Source organism: Agrobacterium sp. MS2 (assembly GCF_003261015.1).
Lineage (GTDB): Bacteria > Pseudomonadota > Alphaproteobacteria > Rhizobiales > Rhizobiaceae > Agrobacterium > Agrobacterium pusense.
Genome location: NZ_QLNF01000084.1, coordinates 178,757 through 201,121 on the forward strand (window position 1 = coordinate 178,757; position 22,365 = coordinate 201,121).

24 protein-coding genes, 1 tRNA gene and 1 riboswitch are annotated in these 22,365 nt (G+C 58.7%); of the genes, 10 read left to right on the forward strand and 15 right to left on the reverse strand.

Features of this window, described 5'->3' with window-relative positions; all coding sequences use genetic code 11:
* The first annotated feature begins 24 nt into the window (after window positions 1–24).
* Window positions 25–528, forward strand: a complete 504-nt coding sequence (locus DOU54_RS20980) for an RrF2 family transcriptional regulator (RefSeq protein WP_004439813.1) — start codon at window positions 25–27, stop codon at window positions 526–528.
* Between the two features lie 107 nt (window positions 529–635).
* Window positions 636–1,097: a carboxymuconolactone decarboxylase family protein gene (locus DOU54_RS20985; RefSeq protein ID WP_006698962.1), complete on the forward strand. Its 462-nt coding sequence runs from the start codon at window positions 636–638 to the stop codon at window positions 1,095–1,097.
* 26 nt (window positions 1,098–1,123) lie between these two features.
* Here DOU54_RS20985 and DOU54_RS20990 read toward each other — a convergent pair whose 3' ends face one another.
* The 3 genes from DOU54_RS20990 to DOU54_RS21000 all read right to left on the reverse strand — a co-directional run bounded on the left by DOU54_RS20990 (window position 1,124) and on the right by DOU54_RS21000 (window position 3,520).
* Window positions 1,124–1,765: a YitT family protein gene (locus DOU54_RS20990; RefSeq protein ID WP_112555903.1), complete on the reverse strand. Its 642-nt coding sequence runs from the start codon at window positions 1,763–1,765 to the stop codon at window positions 1,124–1,126.
* A gap of 71 nt (window positions 1,766–1,836) precedes the next feature.
* Window positions 1,837–2,448, reverse strand: coding sequence for a YitT family protein (locus tag DOU54_RS20995; RefSeq protein WP_006698960.1), 612 nt, complete (start codon window positions 2,446–2,448; stop codon window positions 1,837–1,839).
* Window positions 2,449–2,578: 130 nt separating this feature from the next.
* A complete protein-coding gene (locus DOU54_RS21000) occupies window positions 2,579–3,520 on the reverse strand; it encodes a class I SAM-dependent methyltransferase (RefSeq protein WP_022555586.1) in 942 nt (313 codons plus the stop codon).
* Window positions 3,521–3,687: 167 nt separating this feature from the next.
* Here DOU54_RS21000 and DOU54_RS21005 point away from each other — a divergent pair, with 167 nt between their 5' ends.
* Window positions 3,688–3,954 (forward strand): DUF6460 domain-containing protein, encoded by a 267-nt coding sequence (locus tag DOU54_RS21005; protein WP_004439806.1) that lies wholly within the window; start codon window positions 3,688–3,690, stop codon window positions 3,952–3,954.
* A gap of 1 nt (window position 3,955) precedes the next feature.
* On the forward strand, window positions 3,956–4,453 hold the full coding sequence (locus DOU54_RS21010; protein WP_004439804.1) for a CAP domain-containing protein: 498 nt from the start codon (window positions 3,956–3,958) through the stop codon (window positions 4,451–4,453).
* A 105-nt stretch (window positions 4,454–4,558) separates the two neighbouring features.
* On the opposite strand, the gene DOU54_RS21015 is transcribed toward DOU54_RS21010, so the two are convergent.
* Entirely contained in the window at window positions 4,559–5,650 is a 1,092-nt protein-coding gene (locus DOU54_RS21015) for a quinone-dependent dihydroorotate dehydrogenase (protein WP_004439802.1), read from the reverse strand.
* On the reverse strand, window positions 5,650–6,003 hold the full coding sequence (locus DOU54_RS21020; protein ID WP_037092338.1) for a DUF952 domain-containing protein: 354 nt from the start codon (window positions 6,001–6,003) through the stop codon (window positions 5,650–5,652). Before DOU54_RS21020 ends, DOU54_RS21015 begins: the two co-directional genes overlap by 1 nt.
* Window positions 6,004–6,244: 241 nt before the next feature.
* Between DOU54_RS21020 and DOU54_RS21025 the strand changes: the two genes are divergently transcribed.
* Both DOU54_RS21025 and DOU54_RS21030 read left to right on the forward strand, forming a co-directional pair.
* Entirely contained in the window at window positions 6,245–6,895 is a 651-nt protein-coding gene (locus DOU54_RS21025) for a response regulator (protein ID WP_006698958.1), read from the forward strand.
* 112 nt (window positions 6,896–7,007) lie between these two features.
* Entirely contained in the window at window positions 7,008–7,655 is a 648-nt protein-coding gene (locus tag DOU54_RS21030; RefSeq protein ID WP_004439793.1) for a S24 family peptidase, read from the forward strand.
* Between the two features lie 68 nt (window positions 7,656–7,723).
* On the opposite strand, the gene DOU54_RS21035 is transcribed toward DOU54_RS21030, so the two are convergent.
* On the reverse strand, window positions 7,724–8,476 hold the full coding sequence (locus DOU54_RS21035; RefSeq protein ID WP_004439791.1) for a polysaccharide deacetylase family protein: 753 nt from the start codon (window positions 8,474–8,476) through the stop codon (window positions 7,724–7,726).
* A gap of 26 nt (window positions 8,477–8,502) precedes the next feature.
* Window positions 8,503–9,801 (reverse strand): Wzy-type polysaccharide biosynthesis protein UppY, encoded by a 1,299-nt coding sequence (uppY, locus tag DOU54_RS21040; protein WP_004439789.1) that lies wholly within the window; start codon window positions 9,799–9,801, stop codon window positions 8,503–8,505.
* 268 nt (window positions 9,802–10,069) lie between these two features.
* Between uppY and uppX the strand changes: the two genes are divergently transcribed.
* Complete coding sequence (gene uppX / locus DOU54_RS21045; protein WP_162749554.1) at window positions 10,070–11,374, forward strand: Wzx-type polysaccharide biosynthesis protein UppX; 1,305 nt, start codon at window positions 10,070–10,072, stop codon at window positions 11,372–11,374.
* A gap of 42 nt (window positions 11,375–11,416) precedes the next feature.
* Here the strand turns inward: uppX and DOU54_RS21050 are convergent, their stop codons facing one another.
* Window positions 11,417–12,178 carry a transporter substrate-binding domain-containing protein gene (locus DOU54_RS21050; protein ID WP_112556146.1) on the reverse strand — a complete coding sequence of 254 codons (762 nt, stop codon included), beginning with the start codon at window positions 12,176–12,178 and terminating at the stop codon, window positions 11,417–11,419.
* Window positions 12,179–12,348: 170 nt separating this feature from the next.
* Between DOU54_RS21050 and DOU54_RS21055 the strand changes: the two genes are divergently transcribed.
* Window positions 12,349–14,286 carry a glycosyltransferase family 2 protein gene (locus DOU54_RS21055; RefSeq protein WP_162749553.1) on the forward strand — a complete coding sequence of 646 codons (1,938 nt, stop codon included), beginning with the start codon at window positions 12,349–12,351 and terminating at the stop codon, window positions 14,284–14,286.
* A 182-nt stretch (window positions 14,287–14,468) separates the two neighbouring features.
* Here DOU54_RS21055 and DOU54_RS21060 read toward each other — a convergent pair whose 3' ends face one another.
* The 4 genes from DOU54_RS21060 to DOU54_RS21075 form a co-directional block, all read right to left on the reverse strand.
* Window positions 14,469–14,762, reverse strand: a complete 294-nt coding sequence (locus DOU54_RS21060; protein WP_004439782.1) for a hypothetical protein — start codon at window positions 14,760–14,762, stop codon at window positions 14,469–14,471.
* 52 nt (window positions 14,763–14,814) lie between these two features.
* Window positions 14,815–15,540, reverse strand: a complete 726-nt coding sequence (aqpZ, locus tag DOU54_RS21065; RefSeq protein ID WP_113380918.1) for an aquaporin Z — start codon at window positions 15,538–15,540, stop codon at window positions 14,815–14,817.
* A gap of 140 nt (window positions 15,541–15,680) precedes the next feature.
* A tRNA-Gly gene (locus DOU54_RS21070) sits at window positions 15,681–15,754 on the reverse strand.
* A gap of 58 nt (window positions 15,755–15,812) precedes the next feature.
* Window positions 15,813–16,910 carry a 2'-deoxycytidine 5'-triphosphate deaminase gene (locus DOU54_RS21075; protein ID WP_045533194.1) on the reverse strand — a complete coding sequence of 366 codons (1,098 nt, stop codon included), beginning with the start codon at window positions 16,908–16,910 and terminating at the stop codon, window positions 15,813–15,815.
* A 73-nt stretch (window positions 16,911–16,983) separates the two neighbouring features.
* Window positions 16,984–17,062, forward strand: a riboswitch (SAM riboswitch).
* Between the two features lie 43 nt (window positions 17,063–17,105).
* On the opposite strand from DOU54_RS21075, the gene DOU54_RS21080 reads away from it, so the two are divergent.
* Window positions 17,106–18,290 (forward strand): O-succinylhomoserine sulfhydrylase, encoded by a 1,185-nt coding sequence (locus DOU54_RS21080; RefSeq protein WP_113380917.1) that lies wholly within the window; start codon window positions 17,106–17,108, stop codon window positions 18,288–18,290.
* Window positions 18,291–18,523: 233 nt separating this feature from the next.
* Window positions 18,524–18,916 carry a Co2+/Mg2+ efflux facilitator ApaG/CorD gene (gene apaG, locus DOU54_RS21085; RefSeq protein WP_006698948.1) on the forward strand — a complete coding sequence of 131 codons (393 nt, stop codon included), beginning with the start codon at window positions 18,524–18,526 and terminating at the stop codon, window positions 18,914–18,916.
* A 44-nt stretch (window positions 18,917–18,960) separates the two neighbouring features.
* On the opposite strand, the gene DOU54_RS21090 is transcribed toward apaG, so the two are convergent.
* The 3 genes from DOU54_RS21090 to DOU54_RS21100 all read right to left on the reverse strand — a co-directional run bounded on the left by DOU54_RS21090 (window position 18,961) and on the right by DOU54_RS21100 (window position 22,362).
* Window positions 18,961–19,950 (reverse strand): Hsp33 family molecular chaperone, encoded by a 990-nt coding sequence (locus DOU54_RS21090; protein WP_113380916.1) that lies wholly within the window; start codon window positions 19,948–19,950, stop codon window positions 18,961–18,963.
* A 237-nt stretch (window positions 19,951–20,187) separates the two neighbouring features.
* Window positions 20,188–21,105, reverse strand: coding sequence for an ornithine carbamoyltransferase (gene argF / locus DOU54_RS21095; RefSeq protein WP_113380915.1), 918 nt, complete (start codon window positions 21,103–21,105; stop codon window positions 20,188–20,190).
* A 57-nt stretch (window positions 21,106–21,162) separates the two neighbouring features.
* Window positions 21,163–22,362: an aspartate aminotransferase family protein gene (locus DOU54_RS21100; RefSeq protein ID WP_113380914.1), complete on the reverse strand. Its 1,200-nt coding sequence runs from the start codon at window positions 22,360–22,362 to the stop codon at window positions 21,163–21,165.
* Between the last annotated feature and the right edge of the window lie 3 nt (window positions 22,363–22,365).

Consider the following 22,365-nt stretch of genomic DNA (forward strand, 5'->3'; position numbering starts at 1 on the left):
AGCAACAAGACATGGAAAAGACCGATGAAACTCGGGGACGGCGTTGAACAGGCCATTCACAGCGTGGGAATGCTGGCGGGACTTTCCGAAGGCGGCGTGCTGTCCGCAGCCGCGCTCGCGGAATTCCACGGCGTTTCCACCAGCTATCTTCTGAAGCACCTGCAATCATTGTCCAGCGCCGGAATAGTTGCCACGGTGCCGGGGCCGAAGGGCGGCTATCGTCTGGCGCGACCGACTGACAAGATCACCCTGCTGGACATCGTTCTGGCCGTTGAAGGGCCGCAGCCGGCTTTCCGTTGCGCGGAAATCCGGCAACGCGGTCCAAACCCATTGCCGGGCCGGTATTTCACCAAGCCCTGTGGTATCAATGCAGCGATGTTGAAGGCGGAGAAGGTCTATAGGGCGGAACTCGCCAAAACCACCATTGCCGATATTCTGGGCGATCTTGCCGCCACTGACGATGGTGGGATTGCTGCGCGTGGCTGTGCCTTCCTGGAGTTGAACGAGCGCAAGACAGCAGCGCGCTGAGACTGGAAAACAGGCTCCGAAGAAAAACCGATCTACGCTGGAGGGCTTCGTCGCTTTCCGGACTGATGACGCATGACTTCAAACTGACCCAACCAACGGAGAGACCCATGAAAACCCGTATCAACTATGCCAAAGCATCCCCCGAAGCCTTCAAGGCCGTCATGGCGCTTGAAAATTACGTTCAGGGCAGCGGACTTGAACGCCGTTTCGTTCACCTCATCAAGCTGCGTGCCTCGATCATCAATGGCTGCGCCTTCTGCGTGGATATGCATGTAAAGGAAAGCCGCCATGACGGGCTTTCCGAACAATGGATCAACCTGATGAGCGTGTGGCGGGAATCTCCCGTTTATACACAGCAGGAACGCGCATTGCTCGGCTGGGTGGATGCGGTGACGAAGATTGCTGAGACCGGAGCTCCGGACGATGCCTTCGAAACGCTGAAAGCACATTTCTCCGATGAGGAAATCGTGAAGATTACGGTGGCCATCGGCGCCATCAACACCTGGAACCGTATTGCCGTCGGTTTCCGCTCGCAGCATCCGGTTGATGCGGCTGCGAAGGCGGCCTGACCTCGCAAACCCGCGACCGGCGGCCGCTACATGGCAATGTAGCGGTCGTTCCTGTGATTGATAGCAAGCGTGAGGTTCATAACCAGTGCTCCGAGAACGGAGCAGATAATGACAAAAGGTGTGGCAACGAAGAATGAGCAGGCCAGCACCATGCCGTCAAAGGCGAGCTGCACGAGGCCGGCGCGCCAGCCGAAACGATCCTGCAGATAAAGCGCCAGAATGCCGAAACCGCCGAGGCTGGTGCGATGACGAAACAGCGCCAGCATGCCCGCCGCAACCGTCAATCCGCCGAAAAGTGCTGCGGCAACCGGATTGATGCTCTGAAAGGCGAAAAAGCCGGGCATATATTCCGACAGCAGCGCTGTCAAAGCGATGGCGCAGAAGGTCTTGACCGTGAAGGCGAGGCCGAGGCGGCGGAAGGCGAGATAATAAAACGGCAGATTGACGATGAAGAAGACCGTACCAAAGCTGAGGTCGGTACCGTAATGCACGAGGAACGCCAGACCAACCGTGCCACCCGTCAAAAGACCGGCTGCGGAAAACAGCGTGACGCCGAGCGATACCAGCATGCTGCCCGCAAGAACGCCCTGCGCATCTTCCAGCAGCGAATGACGATCCGGCGCGGAGGCCCAAAGATTAAGACGCCTTCGCGCGCTCGTATCGTCCATGCCTTGTCCCCTGAATACCAAGCCCTGCCGAGCTATTGCGCTGAAGTGCGGGAGATTTCAACCACCCTCGCTCAGCGCACGACGATATATCTGTCCGAACGGTGATTGATGGCCAGAAACATGTTGAGGACAAAGGCGCCGACGATCGAATAGACAACCGTGACCGGATCGATGACGAGGAAAGCACAGAGCATGACGAAGGCATCGAAGGCGAGCTGGATCAGGCCGGCGCGGATGCCAAAGCGATCCTGAATATAGATGGCCAGAATGCCGATGCCGCCAAGGCTGGCGCGGTGGCGATAAAGCGCCAGCAATCCGTAACCCAGCAGCAGACCGCCGAGCAGCGCCGCCCACAGCGGATTGATGCTGTCGATCACCATCCAGCGCGCTTCCACTTCCGTCAGCACCGAAACAAGGCCGATGGCGATGAATGTCTTGAAGGAAAAGGCGAGGCCGAGCCGACGGAAGGACAGGTAATAGAATGGCAGATTGACGAGGAAGAACAGCAGCCCGAAGCTGATGCCGAAGGCATAATGCAGGAGAAAGGCGACACCGGCGGTCCCGCCCGTCAAAAGGCCGACCTTGTTCAGCAGATAAAAGCCGAGCGCCGAGACAATGGCGCCGGTGACGATGCCCTGCACGTCTTCCACCGGCGCGTGTCTGGCCGGATCGGAACTCCACATGCCGTAAACGCTTCTCGTTCTCAAGCTTTGCCCTCGGTTTCTTTCATATTTTGCACTGCAAAACGAACCCGATCAAGATGGATACGTAAGGAAGGCTGACCTATCGAGAAAATGGAAAGAAATGAGATGTTCAGACCTTGGCCCGGGCAAGAAAAAGAATGCCGGAAAGGGGTTTTCCGGCATCCTTGCGAATGGTGGTCTTGCGAATTTCCATGAGATCAAAACCCGCCCGTTCCAGAAGACCGCTGACATAGGTTTTCGAATGGGCGTAACGAAGGGATTCCCGCAGAACGAAACCATCCTCCCCTGCCGCATCCTCAACCGAAAAGGCAAAGAAGCCGGAGGGCGCCAACAGGGCGGAAACGAGGGGCATGACGGTTTCGAGACTGCCGAGATACATCATTACATCGGCGGCGGCGACGAGATTGGCGCGCTTCGGCGCCAGGGTCGTGGTGAAGAGCCCCGAAGTTTCCGCTTCGAGGGAAAGATCGGCCTGGCCGAGGTGATCGTAGAGATCTTTTTCCTCCGCCTTGGCAAGCATGTTCTGTGAAATATCGAAACCTTCCAGCCGCTTTGCGAAGGCTCTGATTTCAACGCCGAGGAGTCCCGTGCCGCAGCCGATGTCGACGACAGTGTCGAATACCCGGCCATCCGCCGCCTTCTCGATCAGTTCCGCCAGTTTCTGCGGCACGCTGTAATCGAGCTTTTCGACCAGCGAAGTTTCGAAACGATCGGCATAATCGTCGAACAGCCCTTCCACATAACGGCTCGGCGGCTGTTCCGGTGTTTCTGCGGCGCCGAGAACCGCAAGCTTCAGTTCGGCTGCAAACAGGCCTTCCTCATCCATCTCGGCGACCTTTTCGTAAGCCGCCACGGCCTTGTCCGTTTCCCCCGCCTTTTCGTGATATTCCCCGAAGCGAAACCAGCCCGCCGTCCACCGTGGCGCTAGTTCCAGCGCCTGTTCCATGAGTTCGGCGGCGGCGGGATAATCACCGCCCTCCGCCAACATGCGGGCATAGTCCGCCCGGCGGTCGGCAATGACGTCACCGGAAGAAAACTGGTTTGGGGCCATTCAAGATTCCTGAGAAGATGCGCGCTGTCATTTATCAAGCCATAAAAAAACTCAAGTCCTATTTCATGGCGCACTCGTGGAATTGGCTGATATGCGCGATATAGTGCGCAAAAACTTGCATCGATGTGGTCCGTTTCATATGTCAGGACAAAACAGGAGACTTGCTGATGGCCGGTGAGGTCAACAAATTGCTGGGCGACACAGTGGCCCGAACGGTGGTGAAGCTGCTCGTGGTCTCACTGCTCGTCGGCTTTCTGATGGCGATCTTCGGCTTGACGCCGTGGAACATCATTTACGGCGCGCGCGACTTCGTCGTCGACCTGTGGCGCAGCGGTTTCCATGCGCTGGGGGCGATCGGCGACTATCTGATCCTGGGCGCCACGATCGTCATTCCCGTCTTCATCATCCTGCGCCTTCTGAGCTATCGCCGCTGACATGACCGACACTTCTCTCCAGACGCTTACACGGCGCGGTTTCGTGCTGCTTTCCGCCGGTTCGGTTCTTTCAGCCTGCGTTTCCGTTCCAACCAACAAGGGCGTACCTTCAGGCACCCGCGATGAGACCGCAGCGGCGCTTCCAATGGTCAACGACCTGCGACGCTCGAAAGGACTTTCGCCGCTTTCCATCAATGGTGCAGCCAGCAGCGCCGCCGCCTATCAGGCCGGACGCATGGTCAAGGCGCAGAAGATGGCGCATCTGATCGGACTGACCGACAGTTTCCTGATCCGAATGAAGGAGGGGAATGTGCCGCTTCCTGCGGCGGAGAATGTGGCCGCCGGTCAGGATAGCGTGGAGCGGGTGGTGAAGGCCTGGATCGGCTCCAAACACCACCTCGAAAACATGCTTGGGCCTTATAACGGCCTCGGCGTGGCGGTCGCCTACGATGCCACCAGCCGCAACCGGCCCTATTGGGCTATGGTGCTCTGCGCCTGAGGTAAAGGGCGGGAAACCAGCCTCTTCCCTCACTCCTGTGACAAGCACAGGGATGAGGAAGGAGAGCCCCTGAGGAAGCGCTGCCTCGACCTTCCAGGCCCGCTGTCAGCCGAGCTTACGATCCGCCCAGCGGTCAACCGCGCTGTCACGCAGATCACGGATCGATTCCACGCCCTCACGGGCAACCAGCTTCGACAGGCCCTTGACGATGGCAGATGGCAGACCGGGGCCTTCATAGACCATGCAGGAGTACAGCTGTACCAGATCCGCACCTGCCCTTACCTTTTCCAAAGCCGTTTCCGGGGACGAAACGCCGCCGACACCGATGATGGGCAAATTGACGCCGACGCGGCGGCGCACCTTGGCCAGAACCGTGGTGGAGAGTTCGAAGAGAGGCTTGCCGGAAAGGCCACCCGCCTCACCCTTGTGCGGGCTGGCTCGCAGGCCGTCGCGTGAGAGGGTGGTATTGGAAACGATCAGGCCGTCCAGATCATGGGCAAGCGCTTCTTCAGCAACGTCGTCCAGTCCCTCTTCGGTCAGATCGGGAGCGATCTTGAGGAAGACGGGGATGCGTCTGCCGAAACGTTCAGCTTCCGCCCTGCGGCGTTCCAGCACGGCCGAGAGAAGGGCGGCAAGGCTTTCGCGTGCCTGCAGGTCGCGGAGACCGGGTGTGTTGGGGGACGAAATATTGACGGTGAAATAGGATGCGACCGAATAAAACGCCTCGATGCCCTGCACATAATCGGCGATACGGTCTTCACTGTCCTTGTTGGCGCCGATATTGACGCCGACAATGCCACGCAGATGCGCCTGCTTCAGACGCTCCAGCGCAGCGGCATGGCCTTCATTGTTGAAACCGAGGCGATTGATGACGCCCTCATCTTCCACAAGGCGAAAGATACGCGGCTTCGGATTGCCGGCCTGCGCCCGCGGCGTGACGGTGCCGATTTCAGTGAAGCCGAAACCGAGCTTCAGAAGCGGTCCCGGTACTTCCGCATTCTTGTCGTAACCCGCCGCCATGCCGAGCGGATTGGGGAAGACAAGGCCCGCCACGGTCTGCTGCAGTCGCGGATCGTGCGGCACCATGCAGGTGGGCAGGAAGCCGCTTTTCAGGGCCGCAATGGACAGCCCATGGGCCTTTTCCGGATCGACCAGGAACAGGCCCTTGCGGCCGATCGAGGAAAATAATCCGCTCATCACAAAATCTCCGGAAACTGGTGCTGGCCGTCGTGATCGAGTGCAAGCGGCGTCTCCCAGAGCACGGCGGTCAAGGGAAGAGGCCCATAAAGGTGAGGGAAAAGATCGCCGCCTCTTGAGGGTTCATAGACCAGCTTGTCGCCGAGGGCCGCGCCGTCGACTGCGATCAGCAGCAGATCGGCCTGGCCGGAAAAATGCCGCGCGGCTGTTTCCGCCACCTGCCTGGCCGTGGAAAAATGGATGAAGCCATCGGTCAGGTCGATGGCGGCGCCGTCGAAGGCACCCTTTGCCCTGGCCTCGTTCCACAACGTCTCCGGCACGATTTTATAGATGATCGCGGGCGTTTCCTGCATGCGCTCTCCATGGCTTTCCAACCATCGCGGTTTGCCGTAAAGCTGGGGGATTGTCCACAGTTTCCACGGTATTTTTATTGCTGAAAGCCTGAAAGACCGCCTGTCCACAAGCTTTTCCTTGTAAAGAGGAACCGATTGGCGCAACCTTTGGCGGAGGAGCCGGGCGTGTTTCGACCACCGGCAAAGGGAGTGAGTCAATAACTGGAAAAGAACCGCATAATGCCCTTGGGAGGGGGCCAGAATGTCGGAACTTGTCATTATCATTGCAGATGATCATCCACTTTTTCGCGGTGCCCTGAAACAGGCCGTATCCGGCCTCGACGGACACCAGACCATCGTTGAAGCCGGTGATTTCGAGGCTGCCAGACGCGCAGCCGCAGCCCGCAACGATGCGGATCTGATGCTGCTTGACCTTGCCATGCCAGGGGTCAGCGGGTTTTCGGGCCTCATGGCGCTACGCGCAGAGTTTTCCAGCCTGCCGATCGTCATCGTATCGGCGACGGATGACGCGACGACCGTCCGCCGCTCAATCGAACTCGGCGCTTCCGGTTTCATTTCAAAATCCTCCGGCATCGATGACATCCGTGATGGCATCCGCGCGGTTCTGGAAGGCGACCTGTGGGTACCGGCCGGCCATCACGGCGAAAAGGAGCACGATCCGGATGTCGCCGATCTCATCGGCAGGCTGCGAACGCTGACGCCGCAGCAGAGCCGTGTTCTCGGCATGCTGGCAGAAGGCCTGCTGAACAAGCAGATCGCCTATGAACTCAATGTCTCGGAGGCGACGATAAAGGCACATGTCTCCGCGATCCTGTTGAAGCTCAAGGTGGACAGCCGCACGCAGGCGGTCATCCAGCTCGCCAAGATCAACACATCGGCTCTTGTGGCGTAAGCAAGGATTTTATTCCTTTCCTTCCTTTACTCCGGACCGGATATGGTCTAGATTTCGAGGTGTTAACGACAGGAGCTTTTCCGCTATCGGCTCCGTTTGCGGGCTTTCTACCATGCTTTCACATGAGACGATCTGGAGCGCCATCGATACGCTTGCCGAACGCCATCAGCTGACGCCTTCGGCATTGGCGAAGCGTGCCGGTCTCGACCCTACTTCATTCAATAAGTCGAAGCGTTTCGGGCCGGACGGCCGCAAACGCTGGCCCTCGACGGAGTCCGTTTCCAAGGTGCTCGAAGCAACGGGAGCGAGCGTGGATCAGTTTTTCGGTTATGCTTTCGGAAAGGCGCAGACGCGACCTGCCGGTGCGGAAAGTGCCATCCCCCTGCTCGGTTTCGCTCAGGCCGGTTCCGGCGGTTTTTTTGACGACGGCGGCTTTCCGGCAGGTCAGGGCTGGGACGTGGTTGAGTTTCCCTCGTCTCCCGAACGCAAACAGGGAGTCTACGCGCTGGAAGTGCAGGGAGAGAGCATGATGCCGCTTTACCGCGACGGCGACATCCTCATCGTGGAGCCTGGCGCGCAGGTACGGCGCGGCGACCGCGTGGTGTTGAAGAGCCGTGACGGTGAAGTGATGGCCAAGGTGCTGGCGCGGCAAAGCCCCAAGAGCATCGAACTTCTTTCGCTCAATCCTGAGCATCCCAATCGGAGCTTCGAGATGGCCGATGTGGAATGGATCGCCCGCATCATATGGGCCAGCCAGTAGGCCGATAGCCTACACGTCATAATCGCTTTCACTGCGACGGCTAAAAGCGCGCAGCACTGTGCCGTGCCTTAGAGGCCGAGTGCCGTCACGGCCGCGTCAACCGTCATGACTTTTGCGCCACCGGATGCCGCCTTACGCACGAAACCCTGAAACCTGTCTTCCGGGCAACCGTAAAAGCTTGGCGCAGACGACACGTCATGGGTAAAAATGACGAGCCAGCCGCCGTTTTGCAGGACGTCGTCAAGCCAGCGATCAGCGGCATCGAGATAGTTCGGATCGGGCCGCAATTCGACGGCAGCAAGATTATGCGGATCGATGCTGCCGCGGTTGATGCCGGGCATGATCCCGCGGGCGGTCCTGAACCTGCGCCGCAGCATAGGCTGCATGAGTGGCGAAGCCATGCCGAAGGGGGTGGAGAAATTCCGCCTGTGCCCGTTTTCATCGAACGAGGCCAGCACCTTTTCATTACGATCGAGATCCTCTTCCAGCCCTCGCCGTGAAAAGCTCGAGAGTTTGCGATGGGAATAGGTATGGCAGGCGAGCTCATGACCGGCCGTAGCCAGTTCCGAACAGCCCCTCGCGGAAATCATGTCCTGCGGTTCGTCATGCCTGTCGATGAAGACCCCGGAAATATAAAAGGTCCCGCGAACATTCTCGTTTTCCAGAATGCGGGCACCGCTGGTCCAGGCGCTCGCCGGAACATCGTCGAATGTGAAGGAGACAATCGGTTCGGATGTCTCGATCCGCGCCGTCGGTCCAGGGAAATACCGCACCAGCCGGTTATTAACCCGGTCTGCGATCGTTCCGATTTTCTGCGTCATACTAGCCCCCCGGCCCGCCGTGCAAATTACTGTCCCTGTTCCAGTATGTCGTAAGCCTGATGTCTCAAACAATAGATCGCAATAAGAAGAGAAGACCAGATAGGCCCGGTTCCGGTAAAGAAATTACTCTCAAGACAGGAAGAAAGCAGCGCATATACCCAAATTCGCCCAAAAAGCCGCGTCAGGCCGGGATCCGTGCCTCTGTCCACCGCTGTTCGGAAATCATTTGCGGGGATGATCACGAGCCATATGAGAGTGAGGACAAAGGCGGGCAATCCGCCATTCAAAAGGCTCTCGACATAGCCATTATGCGCGTGAAAGGCCGTGACCGCCCAAGTCTCGGAGATATCGGCCTGTGACAGAAGCCGGTCGCTTGTCCAGAAGGCCTGGAATCCCTGTCCGAAGATCGGCGATTGCGCAAAGGTGTCGAAAGACAGGCGCCATATATCCGTCCGTCCAGTGAACGTGGAATCGATGCCCAGGCTTTCGACGAGGCTCTGTATGCTCGGGAAATAGGTGGAGCCGATTGCAACGATATTGAGAAACGCCAGAAGGCCACCGATCATCAGCAATGTCCGCCCGGCATGCCGCTCCATGACCCAGACCAGGGCGATGGTGACGGGCAAAAGCATCGCTGCAGTTTTCCCGTTGGTCTTCCAGAGAAAAAAGCCGGCCAGCAGCGTGATCGCTATTCCGCCCAGCGTGGACCAGGCATTGCGCAGATAAAGGCCCACCATGAAAAGAATGATCATTGCCGGCGCGGCGGCGTTCTTATGATTGAATATTCCGCGCCAATCGCCTGCAAGCGCCTTCTCATCGAGATCGTAAGGCTGATGGATTGCGCGCGAACTCAGGAAGATAACCCCGAGATAACAAAGCGCCAGCAGGAGAATGGCGAAAACGGCCATCATCCGGTCGAATTGCCGCCTGTCGCGTGGCATGACGACCAGCACGCTGGTGATAAAACACAGGAGCGCCGTGAAAATCAGGCGCTGCAACGACGTGCCGGGCTCCGCACCAAGGACCGAACAAAGCGCGAGCCAGGAAAAGAGCAGCAGGATTGGCAAGCGGGGCCTCAGCAAAAGCCCCGTCAGACGATGGCGCAGTGCGAAGACACCGAGGATGAGCGCGATCACCAGACCGGTCAGCTGATTGGCGGCGGCGCGCGGCACGGGCGGCGCCGCGAGATTTTCAAAGGGCGCGACAGAAATCCAGATGTAAAGCATCGTTGCGACAAAAAAAATCGCGTCGCGACGGCCGCCCGAAAGGGACATGGCACTGCTGTTTTCCGCAGAAATGGACCGCGTATCAGCAAAACGCGGCATGGTAGCCTGCTTCGGGAACGGAAAATCGGATCATGGACCTGCCCTGCAACGAACAACGAAACCCTTCTGAACCGGGCGATGTCCTAATAACCATAAACAGTCATTATCATCATTATTGTGTAATTGCTTTAACCCTCTCTTACCTCAACAGGGCTAAGACAGGAGAAACTGTCATTCATTCAGGTCGTCGGTGTCGAATACCGCCCGGTTGCCGCCCTTTCAGTTCGTAAGACTTTAAAAGGGACAGTCCTTTTGAATTCGCCCGGCAATGCCGGAAAAAACGGAGAATGAGGTGTCGTTGAACACGCCGCGGCTCGGCCATCTTGTCAGACTTGGATTGGCCTATATGGCATCCGGAGGCGCGCTGCTGATGTCCAGCGCCGCCCAACTCTTGACCTTCGCGCTGCTAGCCCGCCATCTGGGTGTCGAACAATTCGCGCTTTACGCTTCGATCACGGCCGTGACCAATCTGGGCGTTCAGATTTGCGGTATCGGCTCACAGGAATCGCTCATTCGTCGCGTGGCGCAGGATCGCGGCATGTTCCCCGTCATGCTTGGCCACAGTTATCTCCTCAGCGCGGCAACGGGTGTGGTCCTGACGCTCATCGGCATGGTGACGATCCCGGTGTTTTTCCCGACGTCGGAAACGTTGCTGCACACGCTGATCACCACTTTCCTGATCCTGTTCACCAACCTCGTTCTCCTGAAGGTTATTTCGCTTTCCACGCAAAGCTTCATCGCCCATTCCGACTTTGCCTCGGCCAACAAGCTGGAGGTGATGTTTGCCATCGCCCGCACCATTGCTGCCGTGGTTGCCTGCCTCGTCTTCAAGGTGGAAACGGTCGAGGCCTGGGCACTCTGGAACCTCGCCGCCCACACGATTGCAGCCGTGATTTCCGTCAAGGCAATAGGAAGGCTCGGCCGACCGGTCTTTCGGATCGTCCGGGAGGAAATTCGCATCGGCATCCTGTTTTCCACCCAGTTCCTGTTCAAGGCGGTACGCGGCAATGCCGATATTCTCGTCCTTGGAGCCATCGCCAGTGCGGAGGTCCTGGGCAGCTATTCCATCGCCCGGCGGATTCTCGACAGCTCCTATCTTTCCGTCGAGGCTCTGAACCGGCTCATCTATCCCGGATCCGCCTCTGCAGCGCTGCAGGGTATCAGCAAAACCATCGAACGCGCCTATAATGTGCTGAAAGCGGCGCTGTTCATCGCGACAGGCAGTGCGCTGGCAATCTTCATCATCGCGCCCTTCCTGCCGCTTTTATTTGGCGACGAATATGTTTCGCTTCCCACCATCACCCGCGTGCTTTGCTGGGCCGTACTGCCGATGGCCGTGGCGGCTACCGCGCTGGAGGCGCTGGGCGCCTCCGGGCGCCAGGATATCCGCGCCAAGATATGGAACAGCGGCAATCTCATAGGCTCCGTCGTCGTTGCCTTCTTCACCTGGTCTTTCAGCATTTCGGGAACGATCGGCAGCTATTTCATCGTCGAAACCGCCATAGCGGCAGCTGTGTGGGTGGCGCTTCTACGGCTGCGGCGGAACGAAGAGGCTTTCGCTGCGGTCAAATAGAGCCCGCCTCATTCAGTTGAATCGAGTCGGTCCGGGTCTCTCCTAATAGAGCCCGTAGGGAAAATAACGACGATAGATCTCTTCGAGCCGGCCGTTGCGGGAAAGAGCGGCAAGCGCCTGATCGAAGGCCGGCACCAGCACATTATCCGGATCGACCGTCATGATGGAAAGGCCCTCGCCGAGGAACCTGTCCGACATATAAGGCCCCCCAAAAAGAGCGCAGCAGCCTTCGGATGCGCTTCCTGAAACCCAGAACGGCAAGCGCAGGGCATCGGCAAAGATGGCGTCGACCTTACCGGCCTTCAGAGCACCGTACATGGGTTCGTAGCCGTCAAAACCCTCAACCGCCGCCTTGGGAAAAAATGCCTTGAGCATCTGTTCGTGCCGGGAACCGGTCACCACGCCCACTTTCTTGCCAGACAGTGCATCGGCGCCGGAGCCGGCAAGTTTCGTCGCCTTGTTGACAGCCAGCCGGGCCGGCAACAGAAGATAGGGCCGCGAAAAGGTGAAGCTCTTGCGCAGCTCGGCCGTGACGGCGAGACCGGAAATCACCGCTTCGCCCTCTCCCATCTCCAGAGCCGCCTCCAGCTCGTCAAAGGGTAAGGCCTGTACCTGACATTTGCTCTCCACCTTGAGCTGCGCGCACACCTCGCGGACGAGATCGACATGGAAACCCGCAAGCCGGCCTTCCTGATCGGTAAAATTGAAGGGCGGAAAATCCACCGACATCAAAAACCTGATGCGGGGGACGGAGGAAAGGTCGCCACCGGGAAACCGCTCCTGAGCGTCGAAAAGCACTGGCATGCGGTTCCCGTCCGACAGGCCCTCCGCATGAAGCTTTTCGAAAATACCGACAACTTGCAAAGCGAACACTAAAGTAAAAACAAGAATTATATTTCGCGTTACAATCGTCATTCTCATCTATACTATCCGCAGCAGGAAGTGGGGCGTTACCATGACGGTGGCGGCAGTGCATGGATTATTTGCGACACTATACACGAGAATCGTTTCGCACGACGTCTGCCGGGCGAAAAATTGTATTTTCCCGCATACGCGACAATCCACCCCAGACGGTTCCTGATCGGGGTGAAGCCGGACACATGCGCTTCCTTCGGGCGCTGGGATTTGGCAAGCCCTACATCAGCGCGTGCGAACGGCTGGCGCTGGAAAACGGCTCGACGCTGGAAGCGGAACTGCTGGCCGGCGGCCTTGTCGCGACGGATGCCTATTTTGGCGCTTTCGCCAGGTTTTTGCGGTTACCCTTTGTCGCGGAGATCGATCCGGACCGGATCGCAGATGTCCATCGTCTCGATACGCAGCTAGCCGAGCCGCGCTTGCTACGGCTGACGCCTACGAACGGTAAACCAGCACTTCTGATCGTGCCAGAGCTGGCGCGGATGGAATTACTGAAAAGCCTGCTGGATCGACATCCGCATCTTCTGGACGAACTCGTGGTGACGACGCCGCATGCCATGCGCGATGCGATCTGGAAGGCGGGTGAAACACGCCGCTGTCGTGAGGCTCGCCAGCAACTCTTCAACACCGCGCCGCAGTACTCTGCCAGGATCACGCTTCAAGGTCATCAGGGCTTTTATAGCGGTGTCGTCGTCACCCTGCTGACGCTCTCGCTGCTGTTTCACACACAGACGGCCATGGCCGTCATCCACGTCGCCCTGACGATGCTTTATTTCTTCACACTGCTGTTCAGGCTGTTTGTGCTGATGCAGACTTCAGGAGAGAAAGACACGACGACCGCAGCTGCGCTCGAACCCGACGGAAATCTGCCGGTCTATACCATTCTGGTGGCGCTCTATCGTGAGGACGCCATCGTCAGCCAGCTCATCGGCGCGCTGGAGCGGCTCGACTGGCCCAAATCCCGACTGGATATCAAGCTCGTCTGCGAGGCAGATGACGGGGCCACAATCGACGCCATCCTTAGATTAAATCCCGGACAGCATATTGAGATCGTGAGAGTGCCGCCTTCCCTGCCGAGGACCAAGCCCAAGGCGCTTACCTATGCGCTCTCCGGCGCGCGTGGGGCGTTCGTTGCCATCTATGACGCGGAAGATCGGCCACATCCGCTGCAATTGCGTGAAGCCTATGCGACCTTCCGCCATCAGCCGGAGAACGTGGCCTGCCTGCAGGCGCCGCTTATCATCAGCAATGCGCGCTCTTCCTGGATCAGTGCCTGTTTCGCCCTGGAATATGCCGGTCTGTTCCGTTCAATGTTGCCCGTGCTTGCGGCGCACCGGCTACCGCTGCCGCTTGGCGGCACGTCCAACCATTTCCGCACCGCCGTATTGCGTCGCGTCGGCGCCTGGGATCCTTACAATGTGACTGAGGATGCCGATATTGGCCTCAGGCTGCACCAACTCGGCTATCGATGCGGCGTCATATACCGCCAGACGCTGGAGGACGCGCCCACCACGCTTCCCGTGTGGCTCAACCAGCGGGCACGCTGGTACAAGGGTTGGCTGCAGAGCTGGCTGGTGATGACCCGCGCGCCCGTTGCGACGGCGCGCCGCATGGGATGGCTCTCCTATATCGTCTTCCAACTGTTGATCGGCGGCATGCTGGTGTCGTCGATGGCTCATCCCCTGCTCTTCGTTTCCGTGGCGTGGATGGCCACGGCTATCGGGGACAGCGGTGCAGACATGCTGTTTTCGTGGCAGGGCGTTCTGTTTCTTACCGATACGCTGAACATCGCCGGCAGTTACGCCATATTCGTGCTGATGGGCAGGAACAGGATGATCGATTACGAGAGGAGGCAGGTGGGAAAACGCTGGCTGGCAATTCCGCTTTATTGGCTGATATTGTCTCTGGCGGCCTGGCGTGCCGTGCTTGAGTTAAAAACCAAACCTTTCGTCTGGAACAAGACGCCTCACGTACCAAGCGTTAGCAACACTACCTGAAACGGTTGCCGCTTCGATCCTTTACCTGGTCGCAGAAGGCGGCTTCTATTTTCTGCCGATATCGTCGCGATTTGCAAAACCGAAGCCGGCCTTACGCAACTCGCCCACCGATGCGCATATAATCGACGTCTGCCGGAGCGCTTCGTCCGGCAGACGTCCCGTTTCATTTCAAGCGCGGTCGGTTATCGTGCAACAAGCTTGTTCTTGATCAGGCCGACGATGACCTGGACGATCAAACCGCCGACACCGCCGCCAACGAGCTGGCCGGCAAGGACGCCGATATCCACACCGCCAGCCGCCGCGTCTCCCGCCGCCCCAAGCAGCGATCCGAGCACGGTTCCACCGCCAATACCGCCAATGGCGCCGGCAATCAGGTTGCCGAGCGCGCCAAGGTCAGAGTCCTTCAGTATCTTTCCACCGGCTGTCCCACCAGCCGCACCGCCGATGATCTGGGCCAATATCGAAGCAAGATCCATGTCATCCTCCTCACTTGTTTTCCCGACCATTCGGAAAAACAAAGCCTCCTAATCACGTCTGTGGGGGCTGGATGGAGCCGGCATGGCCGACCTTCTCTTCCTCACCGAAAATTTTCCAGATTACAGCGCCAATCGCCCCACCGACGATCGGGGCAAGCCAGAACAGCCACAGCTGCTGCAGAGCCCATCCACCGACAAACAGGGCCTGCCCCGTGGAGCGGGCCGGGTTGACCGACGTGTTGGTGACCGGAATGGAGATCAGATGAATGAGAGTAAGCGCAAGACCGATGGCGATCGGCGCGAAACCGACCGGCACCCTGCCATGCGTCGACCCCAGAATGATGATCAGGAAAAACGCCGTCAGAATAACCTCGATCAGCAACGCCGACAGGAGCGAATATCCCCCCGGCGAATGCTCCCCATAGCCATTGGCAGCAAAACCGCCAATGTCCGCCCCCGCCTTGCCGGTAACGATCACGTAAAGAGCCGCCGCGGCAACGACCGCCCCCAAGACCTGCGCAACGATATAGGGCAGTAGGTTTGCTGCCGGAAATTTACCGGCAACGGACAGGCCGACCGAAACAGCTGGATTGAAATGCCCGCCGGAAATACCGCCAACCGCGTAGGCCATGGTCAGAACCGTCAGGCCGAAGGCGAACGCGACACCCAGGAAGCCAATGCCGAGTTCAGGAAAAGCAGCAGCAAAAACCGCGCTGCCACAGCCACCAAAGACCAGCCAGAAGGTTCCCAAAAATTCAGAAAGAAGTTTGCGACTCATAACATTTCCCCATCATGTTACGACTGGATCAACTATTACGTGCAATTTAATCGTAGTCAAGCAAAATCACATAGTCCCGCGGCCACCGACGTGGCAGCAGACAGGGGGCCGATCTTTTTGGCGAGGGGATCAAGGGAGACTGGAGCGGGTGAAGGGAATCGAACCCTCGTATTCAGCTTGGGAAGCTGCTGCTCTACCATTGAGCTACACCCGCACCCACAAACAAGACATCGGATAGTTCGCGGCGGGTGTCAAGCGCCCGCCGGGGCTCATTATGCGGCGCGAAAGTGCTTGGAGAGCTTCAGCCCCTGCGCCTGATAGTTGGAGCCGAGACCGGTGCCATAAAGGCCTTCCGGTTTCTGCAGCATATGCTCATAAACCAACCGGCCGACGATCTGGCCATGCTCGAGAATAAAGGGCACCTCGTGGCTGCGCACTTCCAGCACGGCGCGGCTGCCGGTGCCCCCCGCCTGCGCGTGGCCGAAGCCGGGGTCAAAGAAACCGGCATAGTGCACACGGAATTCGCCCACCAGCGGATCGAAGGGCGTCATTTCGGCCGCATAAAGCGGCGGCACGTGGACGGCTTCGCGCGAAACGAGAATATAGAACTCGTCCGGGTCGAGGATCAGTTCGGCGCGGCCGCGCGCATAGAGCGGTTCCCAGAAGTCGAGAACATCGTGCTGGGCCTTCTTGTCGACATCCACCACCGCCGTATGGTGTTTGCCGCGATAACCGATCAGCCCGTTTTCGCCAAATCCCTTGAGGTCGATCGAGAGTGCGATACCACCGCCCGTCACGTTCGGGCTTTCGCTGGCGACCAGCGTTTCCGTCTCGTGCAGTTTCAGAAGCTCGCTTTCATTCAGCAGCGAATGGCCAATGCGGAAACGGATCTGCGACAGGCGCGAGCCACGGCGAACCACCACGGGGAAGGTGCGCGGGCTGATTTCCAGATAGAGCGGACCTGTGTATCCCGCCGGTATCTTGTCGAATTCCTGCGCATTGTCGGTCATGACGCGGGTGAAGATATCGAGGCGACCGGTCGAACTCTTAGGATTGGCCGAGGCCGACATGTCCGCCGGCAGCGCAAGGCTTTCCATCAGCGGAACGATATAGACACAGCCGGTTTCCAGCACCGCGCCCTGACTGAGATCCACCTCGTGCAGGCTGAGACGATTGAGCTTGTCGATGACCTTGGTTCCGGGGCCGGGCATGAAACTTGCACGAACACGATAGGCCCTGGAGCCAAGCCTGAGGTCGAGGCTGGCGGGCTGCACCTGATCGACATCGAGATCGGCCTCGCTTTTCAGCTTGCCGCCTGCAAACAGCGCGCGGATTGCGCCATCCGCCAAAATGCCCGTGGTTCTCATCATGGTCGTCATTCCTTTTTACGGCGACAAAACCAAAAGGAAAGCATTGACGCAAGCCGGTAACGGCAGTATGGCAAGCTTATCCCGTGGTGATTTGGCCGGTCGGCTTGCAGCCACGTTAAACAAGTGGCTAAAAAGACCGGGTGCTAGGAACCGGTCTGCTTTTGCGGCCGGTTTTTTTGTTTTGAAGGTGATCACATGAGCAATAAATGGCGCCCGGCAACCCAGCTCGTTCACGGCGGTACGCTACGCTCCCCTTACGGTGAAACGTCGGAAGCGATTTATCTGACCCAGGGTTTCGTCTACGAAAACTCTGAAGCAGCCGAAGCGCGCTTCAAGGGTGAAACCGACGGCTTTATCTACGCCCGATACGCCAGCCCGACCAATGACATGTTCGAAAAGCGCATGTGCCTGCTGGAAGGCGCTGAAGACGCCCGCGCACTTGCTTCGGGCATGGCCGCCGTCACCGCCGCCATCATGTGTCAGCTGCGCGCCGGCGACCATATCGTTGCCGCCCGTGCCCTCTTCGGCTCCTGCCGCTGGGTGGTTGAAACGCTCGCGCCGAAATATGGCATCGAATGCACGCTGATCGACGGACGTGATCTCGGCAACTGGGAAAAGGCAATCCAGCCAAACACCAAGCTGTTTTTCCTCGAAAGCCCGACCAATCCGACACTCGAAGTGGTGGATATCGCCGGCGTAGCGAAGCTTGCCAACCAGATCGGTGCGAAAGTGGTCGTTGACAATGTCTTCGCCACGCCGCTTTTCCAGAAGCCGCTCGAACTCGGCGCCCATATCGTCGTTTATTCGGCCACCAAACATATTGACGGCCAGGGTCGCTGCCTCGGCGGCGTGATCCTTTCCGACAAGAAATGGATTGAGGAAGAGCTGCAGGATTATTTCCGCCACACCGGCCCGGCCATGTCGCCGTTCAATGCCTGGACGCTTCTGAAGGGCATCGAGACGCTGCCGCTGCGCGTGAAGCAGCAGACGGCCAACGCCTCGAAGATCGCGGACTTTCTTGCCGATAGCGCTAAGGTCGCCAAGGTCGTCTATCCCGGCCGCGCCGATCACCCGCAGGCCGACATCATTGCACGGCAGATGTCCGGTGGTTCGACGCTGGTGGCTTTCGAATTGAAGGGCGGCAAGGAAGCGGCCTTCAAACTGCAGAACGCGCTTGAGATCGTGAAGATTTCCAACAATCTGGGCGACGCCAAGAGCCTCATCACCCATCCCGGCACCACGACGCACAAGAACCTTACAGACGAGGCACGGGCGGAACTCGGTATCTCCGGCGGCACTTTGCGCCTTTCCTGCGGCATCGAGGATACGGACGATCTGCTGGAGGATCTAGCAAAGGGTCTGGCAGCCGTTTCGGCCTGACATTCATATTCAATAATCGACATGGCCCCGCGGGAACGCCGGGCCATGTCGCGTTTGATGGCCTCGAAAGCCAGTATCAGGCAACCATTATTTACCTTTTCCGTTATCCCTAACGGTAAAAAACAGCGCAACGGGAGACAGCTCCTGCCCCTCAAGTCATTCATTTTCTTGACGATAGCCAGAGCCTATAGTGTAGGATAAACGGGCAGGGAAAATATCGAGGTGTGGCGCGTATGTATCGTGCTCTGACAAGGGATATCGAGGTGACGGTTGATCCGTATTATCTCGAAGAACAATCCGACCCGGATGACGACCGCTACGTCTGGGGCTACAAGGTCGTGATCGCGAATAACTCGGATGTTCCCGTTACTCTCGTCAATCGCTATTGGCATATCACTGACCAGAACGGCCAGGTGGACGAAGTCTACGGACCGGGTGTCGTGGGAGAACAACCGCATCTCAAGCCCGGCGACACCTACGAATATTCCTCCGGCTGCCCGTTGGACACGCCGTCCGGCCTTATGTTCGGACATTACGAGATGGAAACGGAAAGCGGAGAAGTGTTCAACGTCACCATACCGGCTTTTTCGCTGGATTCTCCGGGGCTGATGCGGGTCTTGAACTGACCCGCAGGCCATGAAAACCGCGCCTTTACAGGCGCGGCCCTTATTCAGGCGTTTTCAAATTCGCTGACATCGTAGCGATAAGTGGTCGAGCAGAACTCGCAGGTCACGGCAATCGCGCCGTCTTCCTCGCTTGCCTTGATCTCTTCGGCGGTAAAACCCGAGAGCACGCCCTTGATCTTATCCCGCGAGCAGCTGCAGCGATCGAAAATGGACTGCGGATCATAGATGCGCACGCCGCTTTCATGGAACAGCCTGAAGAGGAGTCGTTCCGCCGGCACCTGCGGATCCGTCAGTTCGTCCGTATCCACGGTGTTCAAAAGCGTCACGGCTTCCGTCCAGGCATCGTCCTCCTGCACATCGTGACCGCCTTCATCGCCATCGCCGCCGTGCAGGTCACGCATACGCAGCCGCTCTGGCGCCTGCGGCAGGAACTGGGCGATAACGCCGCCCGCACGCCAGCCATGACGCGGCTTGCCTTCCCCGTCGCGATCGAAGAATTCGGCCACACCGAGGCGCACACGGGTTGGAAGCTGCTCCGACTGACGGAAATAAACCCCGGCAATGTCTTCCAGCGACGAGCCATCGAGTGGCACGATGCCCTGATAGGGTTGCATGCCCGCGCCCTGATCGATCGTGAAGGCCAGAATACCGTTGCCCAACAATTGTTCCGGCGAAGTCGCCCCTGCCGCAAGCGCCTCCGCCAGCCGCTCCTCATCAAAACGGGCATAAGCGCGCATGCTTTCCGGCGCGGTGAAATCCGCCACCAGCAGGTCCACCGGACCGTCGCCCTTGGTCTGTACCGTCAGCTTGCCGGAAAACTTGAGCGATGTGCCGATCAACGCCGTCAGAACGGTCGCTTCCGCCAGCAGGCGGGCGACCGCAGCCGGGTAATCGTGGCGCTCGAGAATGGCATTCAGCAGCGGACCCACCTGCACGGCGCGGCCGCGCACATCCAGACCTTCGACCTGAAAGGGCACGACCTTGTCGTCGCCAGCAAAATCGAGATCGTCCAGTTCAACCGTTACATCTGCCATGTCATACTCCCTGGCGCAGCCGTGGCGCCGCTACCGTCCAAAAGTCCGGCTTTCGAAATGTGCTTTTTCCGCTTGTCGCACAGAGACCCGGGAAGAGAAACCGCTTCCGGGGAAAAACGTGCAAATTGTGACGATGGCCCGCCAGAAAACCGACGAGCCTCTTCGAAGTCCAACAGATGGTAATCGCTGCCGAGAAGTTCAAGCACCCGCCCGACGTTGATCAAACGGGTGATATTTTCAGATGACGCCCATGCACCAGGCGATGATGGATTTCTGCGCGTGGAGGCGGTTTTCCGCCTCGTCGAAGACCACCGATTGCGGGCCGTCGATCACCGCATCCGTCACCTCTTCGCCGCGGTGAGCCGGCAGGCAATGCATGAACAGCGCGTCTTTTTCCGCCTTGGCCATCAGGGCTTCATTGACCTGATAGGGCTGGAAGATGTTGTGGCCGCGCGCCTTGTGTTCCTGATTCATTGAGACCCAGGTATCGGTGACAACGCAGTCGGCGCCCGCCACCGCCTTGTCGGCATCGTGGCACAACATTATCTCGCCGCCATTGTTGCGGGCCCAGTTCAGGAACTTGTCATGCGGTTCGGAGCCCATCGGCACTGCCATCGTCATGCGGTAGCCGAAACGGGCCGAGCCCTCCACGAAAGAATGCAGGACATTATTGCCGTCCCCTGTCCACGCAATCGTCTTGCCTTTGACCGGACCGCGATGTTCTTCGAAAGTCATGATGTCAGCCATGATCTGGCATGGATGCGTGTCATCCGTCAGGGCGTTGATGACAGGCACTGTCGCATGTTCGGCAAGCTCGAGCAGGCGCGAATGATCCGTCGTGCGGATCATGATGGCGTCGACATAACGCGACAGTACCTTCGCCGTATCACCGATCGTTTCGGCGCGACCGAGCTGCATTTCAGTACCAGAGAGGAAAAGCGTCTCACCGCCAAGCTGGCGCATGCCGACATCGAAGGAGACGCGGGTGCGGGTGGAAGGCTTTTCGAAGATCATCGCCAGCATCTTGCCGGCAAGCGGCTTTTCCGCCGTGCCGGCCTTGGTGGCTGCCTTGCGCGCGCGGGCATCATCAAGAATCGCCCGCAGATCCTGCGAGCCGACGGCCGACAGGTCTAGAAAATGTTTAGGTGAAGCCATTTCAAACTGTCCCATGCTCGCGAGCCCCGGCAAAGAGGCCCGCCCTTTAATGTTTCCTCAGGCGATTTTCGCCTGTTTTGCGGTCAGGGATGCGGCGGCCGCTTCCACGCGTGCCAGACCCTCACGGGCCTCTTCCGCCGTGGTAACGAGCGGCGGCAGAAGGCGGATGACGTTGTCGCCAGCGGGCACGCCGAGCAGATGTTCCGCACGCATTGCCTGCAGCAATTCGCCCGAGGGAATTCTTGCCTTAATGCCAAGCAGCAAGCCTTCGCCACGAATTTCCTCGATAACGTCAGGGTAGCGATCCTTCAGCGAGGCAAGGCCCTGGCGGAAGACCAGCGTGACATCGCGGACCTTGTCCAGAAAGCCCTCGGCGAGAACGACATCGAGCACGGCATTGCCAACAGCCATGGCCAGCGGATTGCCGCCATAGGTGGTGCCGTGCACGCCGGCCGTCATGCCGGAAGCGGCATCCGCCGTTGCGAGGCAGGCGCCAAGTGGGAACCCGCCGCCGATACCCTTGGCAACTGCCATGATATCGGGCGCGACACCGGCGTGCTCATAGGCAAAGAGTTTGCCCGTGCGGCCGACGCCGGTCTGGACCTCATCGAAAATCAGCAGCATGCCATGCTCGTCGCAGAGCGACCGCAGCAGTTGCAGGAATTCCTTGGCCGGCGCGCGGATACCGCCTTCGCCCTGAATGGGCTCGATAAGCAGCGCTGCCGTCTCGGCCGTAATGGCAGCTTTCAGCGCATCGACATCGCCGAAAGGTACCTGGTCAAAGCCTTCGACCTTGGGACCGAAACCTTCGAGATATTTCTGCTGGCCGCCGGCTGCGATCGTTGCAAGCGTACGACCATGGAAGGCGCCTTCGAAGGTGATAATCCGGAACTTTTCCGGGTGGCCCTTGGAATAATGATAACGACGCGCGGTCTTGATTGCACATTCCAGTGCTTCCGCGCCGGAGTTGGTGAAGAAGACCTTGTCTGCGAACGTTTCCTCCGTCAGGCGCTTGGCAAGCTTTTCCTGGCCCGGAACTTCATAAAGGTTCGAGACATGCCAGACCTTTTCGGCCTGCGTCTTGATCGCGTCGACAAGATGTGGGTGGGCATGGCCCAGCGAATTGACGGCAACGCCGGCCGCAAAATCGAGATATCGTTCGCCGCTTTCCGTGTACAGCCAGACGCCCTCGCCTCGCTCGAAGCGCAGGGGGGCTCTTGCAAATGTATCGAACAATGGCGCGGCGGCTTCGGCCATGGC

Bases quoted from the DNA above. Each gene is read 5' to 3' on its own strand.
- DOU54_RS20980 (WP_004439813.1), top strand. From the start codon at position 25: ATGAAACTCGGGGACGGCGTTGAACAGGCCATTCACAGCGTGGGAATG.
- DOU54_RS20985 (WP_006698962.1), top strand. From the start codon at position 636: ATGAAAACCCGTATCAACTATGCCAAAGCATCCCCCGAAGCCTTCAAG.
- DOU54_RS20990 (WP_112555903.1), bottom strand. From the start codon at position 1,765: ATGGACGATACGAGCGCGCGAAGGCGTCTTAATCTTTGGGCCTCCGCG.
- DOU54_RS20995 (WP_006698960.1), bottom strand. From the start codon at position 2,448: ATGTGGAGTTCCGATCCGGCCAGACACGCGCCGGTGGAAGACGTGCAG.
- DOU54_RS21000 (WP_022555586.1), bottom strand. From the start codon at position 3,520: ATGGCCCCAAACCAGTTTTCTTCCGGTGACGTCATTGCCGACCGCCGG.
- DOU54_RS21005 (WP_004439806.1), top strand. From the start codon at position 3,688: ATGGCCGGTGAGGTCAACAAATTGCTGGGCGACACAGTGGCCCGAACG.
- DOU54_RS21010 (WP_004439804.1), top strand. From the start codon at position 3,956: ATGACCGACACTTCTCTCCAGACGCTTACACGGCGCGGTTTCGTGCTG.
- DOU54_RS21015 (WP_004439802.1), bottom strand. From the start codon at position 5,650: ATGAGCGGATTATTTTCCTCGATCGGCCGCAAGGGCCTGTTCCTGGTC.
- DOU54_RS21020 (WP_037092338.1), bottom strand. From the start codon at position 6,003: ATGCAGGAAACGCCCGCGATCATCTATAAAATCGTGCCGGAGACGTTG.
- DOU54_RS21025 (WP_006698958.1), top strand. From the start codon at position 6,245: ATGTCGGAACTTGTCATTATCATTGCAGATGATCATCCACTTTTTCGC.
- DOU54_RS21030 (WP_004439793.1), top strand. From the start codon at position 7,008: ATGCTTTCACATGAGACGATCTGGAGCGCCATCGATACGCTTGCCGAA.
- DOU54_RS21035 (WP_004439791.1), bottom strand. From the start codon at position 8,476: ATGACGCAGAAAATCGGAACGATCGCAGACCGGGTTAATAACCGGCTG.
- uppY (WP_004439789.1), bottom strand. From the start codon at position 9,801: ATGCCGCGTTTTGCTGATACGCGGTCCATTTCTGCGGAAAACAGCAGT.
- uppX (WP_162749554.1), top strand. From the start codon at position 10,070: ATGCCGGAAAAAACGGAGAATGAGGTGTCGTTGAACACGCCGCGGCTC.
- DOU54_RS21050 (WP_112556146.1), bottom strand. From the start codon at position 12,178: ATGCCAGTGCTTTTCGACGCTCAGGAGCGGTTTCCCGGTGGCGACCTT.
- DOU54_RS21055 (WP_162749553.1), top strand. From the start codon at position 12,349: ATGGATTATTTGCGACACTATACACGAGAATCGTTTCGCACGACGTCT.
- DOU54_RS21060 (WP_004439782.1), bottom strand. From the start codon at position 14,762: ATGGATCTTGCTTCGATATTGGCCCAGATCATCGGCGGTGCGGCTGGT.
- aqpZ (WP_113380918.1), bottom strand. From the start codon at position 15,540: ATGAGTCGCAAACTTCTTTCTGAATTTTTGGGAACCTTCTGGCTGGTC.
- DOU54_RS21075 (WP_045533194.1), bottom strand. From the start codon at position 16,910: ATGATGAGAACCACGGGCATTTTGGCGGATGGCGCAATCCGCGCGCTG.
- DOU54_RS21080 (WP_113380917.1), top strand. From the start codon at position 17,106: ATGAGCAATAAATGGCGCCCGGCAACCCAGCTCGTTCACGGCGGTACG.
- apaG (WP_006698948.1), top strand. From the start codon at position 18,524: ATGTATCGTGCTCTGACAAGGGATATCGAGGTGACGGTTGATCCGTAT.
- DOU54_RS21090 (WP_113380916.1), bottom strand. From the start codon at position 19,950: ATGGCAGATGTAACGGTTGAACTGGACGATCTCGATTTTGCTGGCGAC.
- argF (WP_113380915.1), bottom strand. From the start codon at position 21,105: ATGGCTTCACCTAAACATTTTCTAGACCTGTCGGCCGTCGGCTCGCAG.
- DOU54_RS21100 (WP_113380914.1), bottom strand. From the start codon at position 22,362: ATGGCCGAAGCCGCCGCGCCATTGTTCGATACATTTGCAAGAGCCCCC.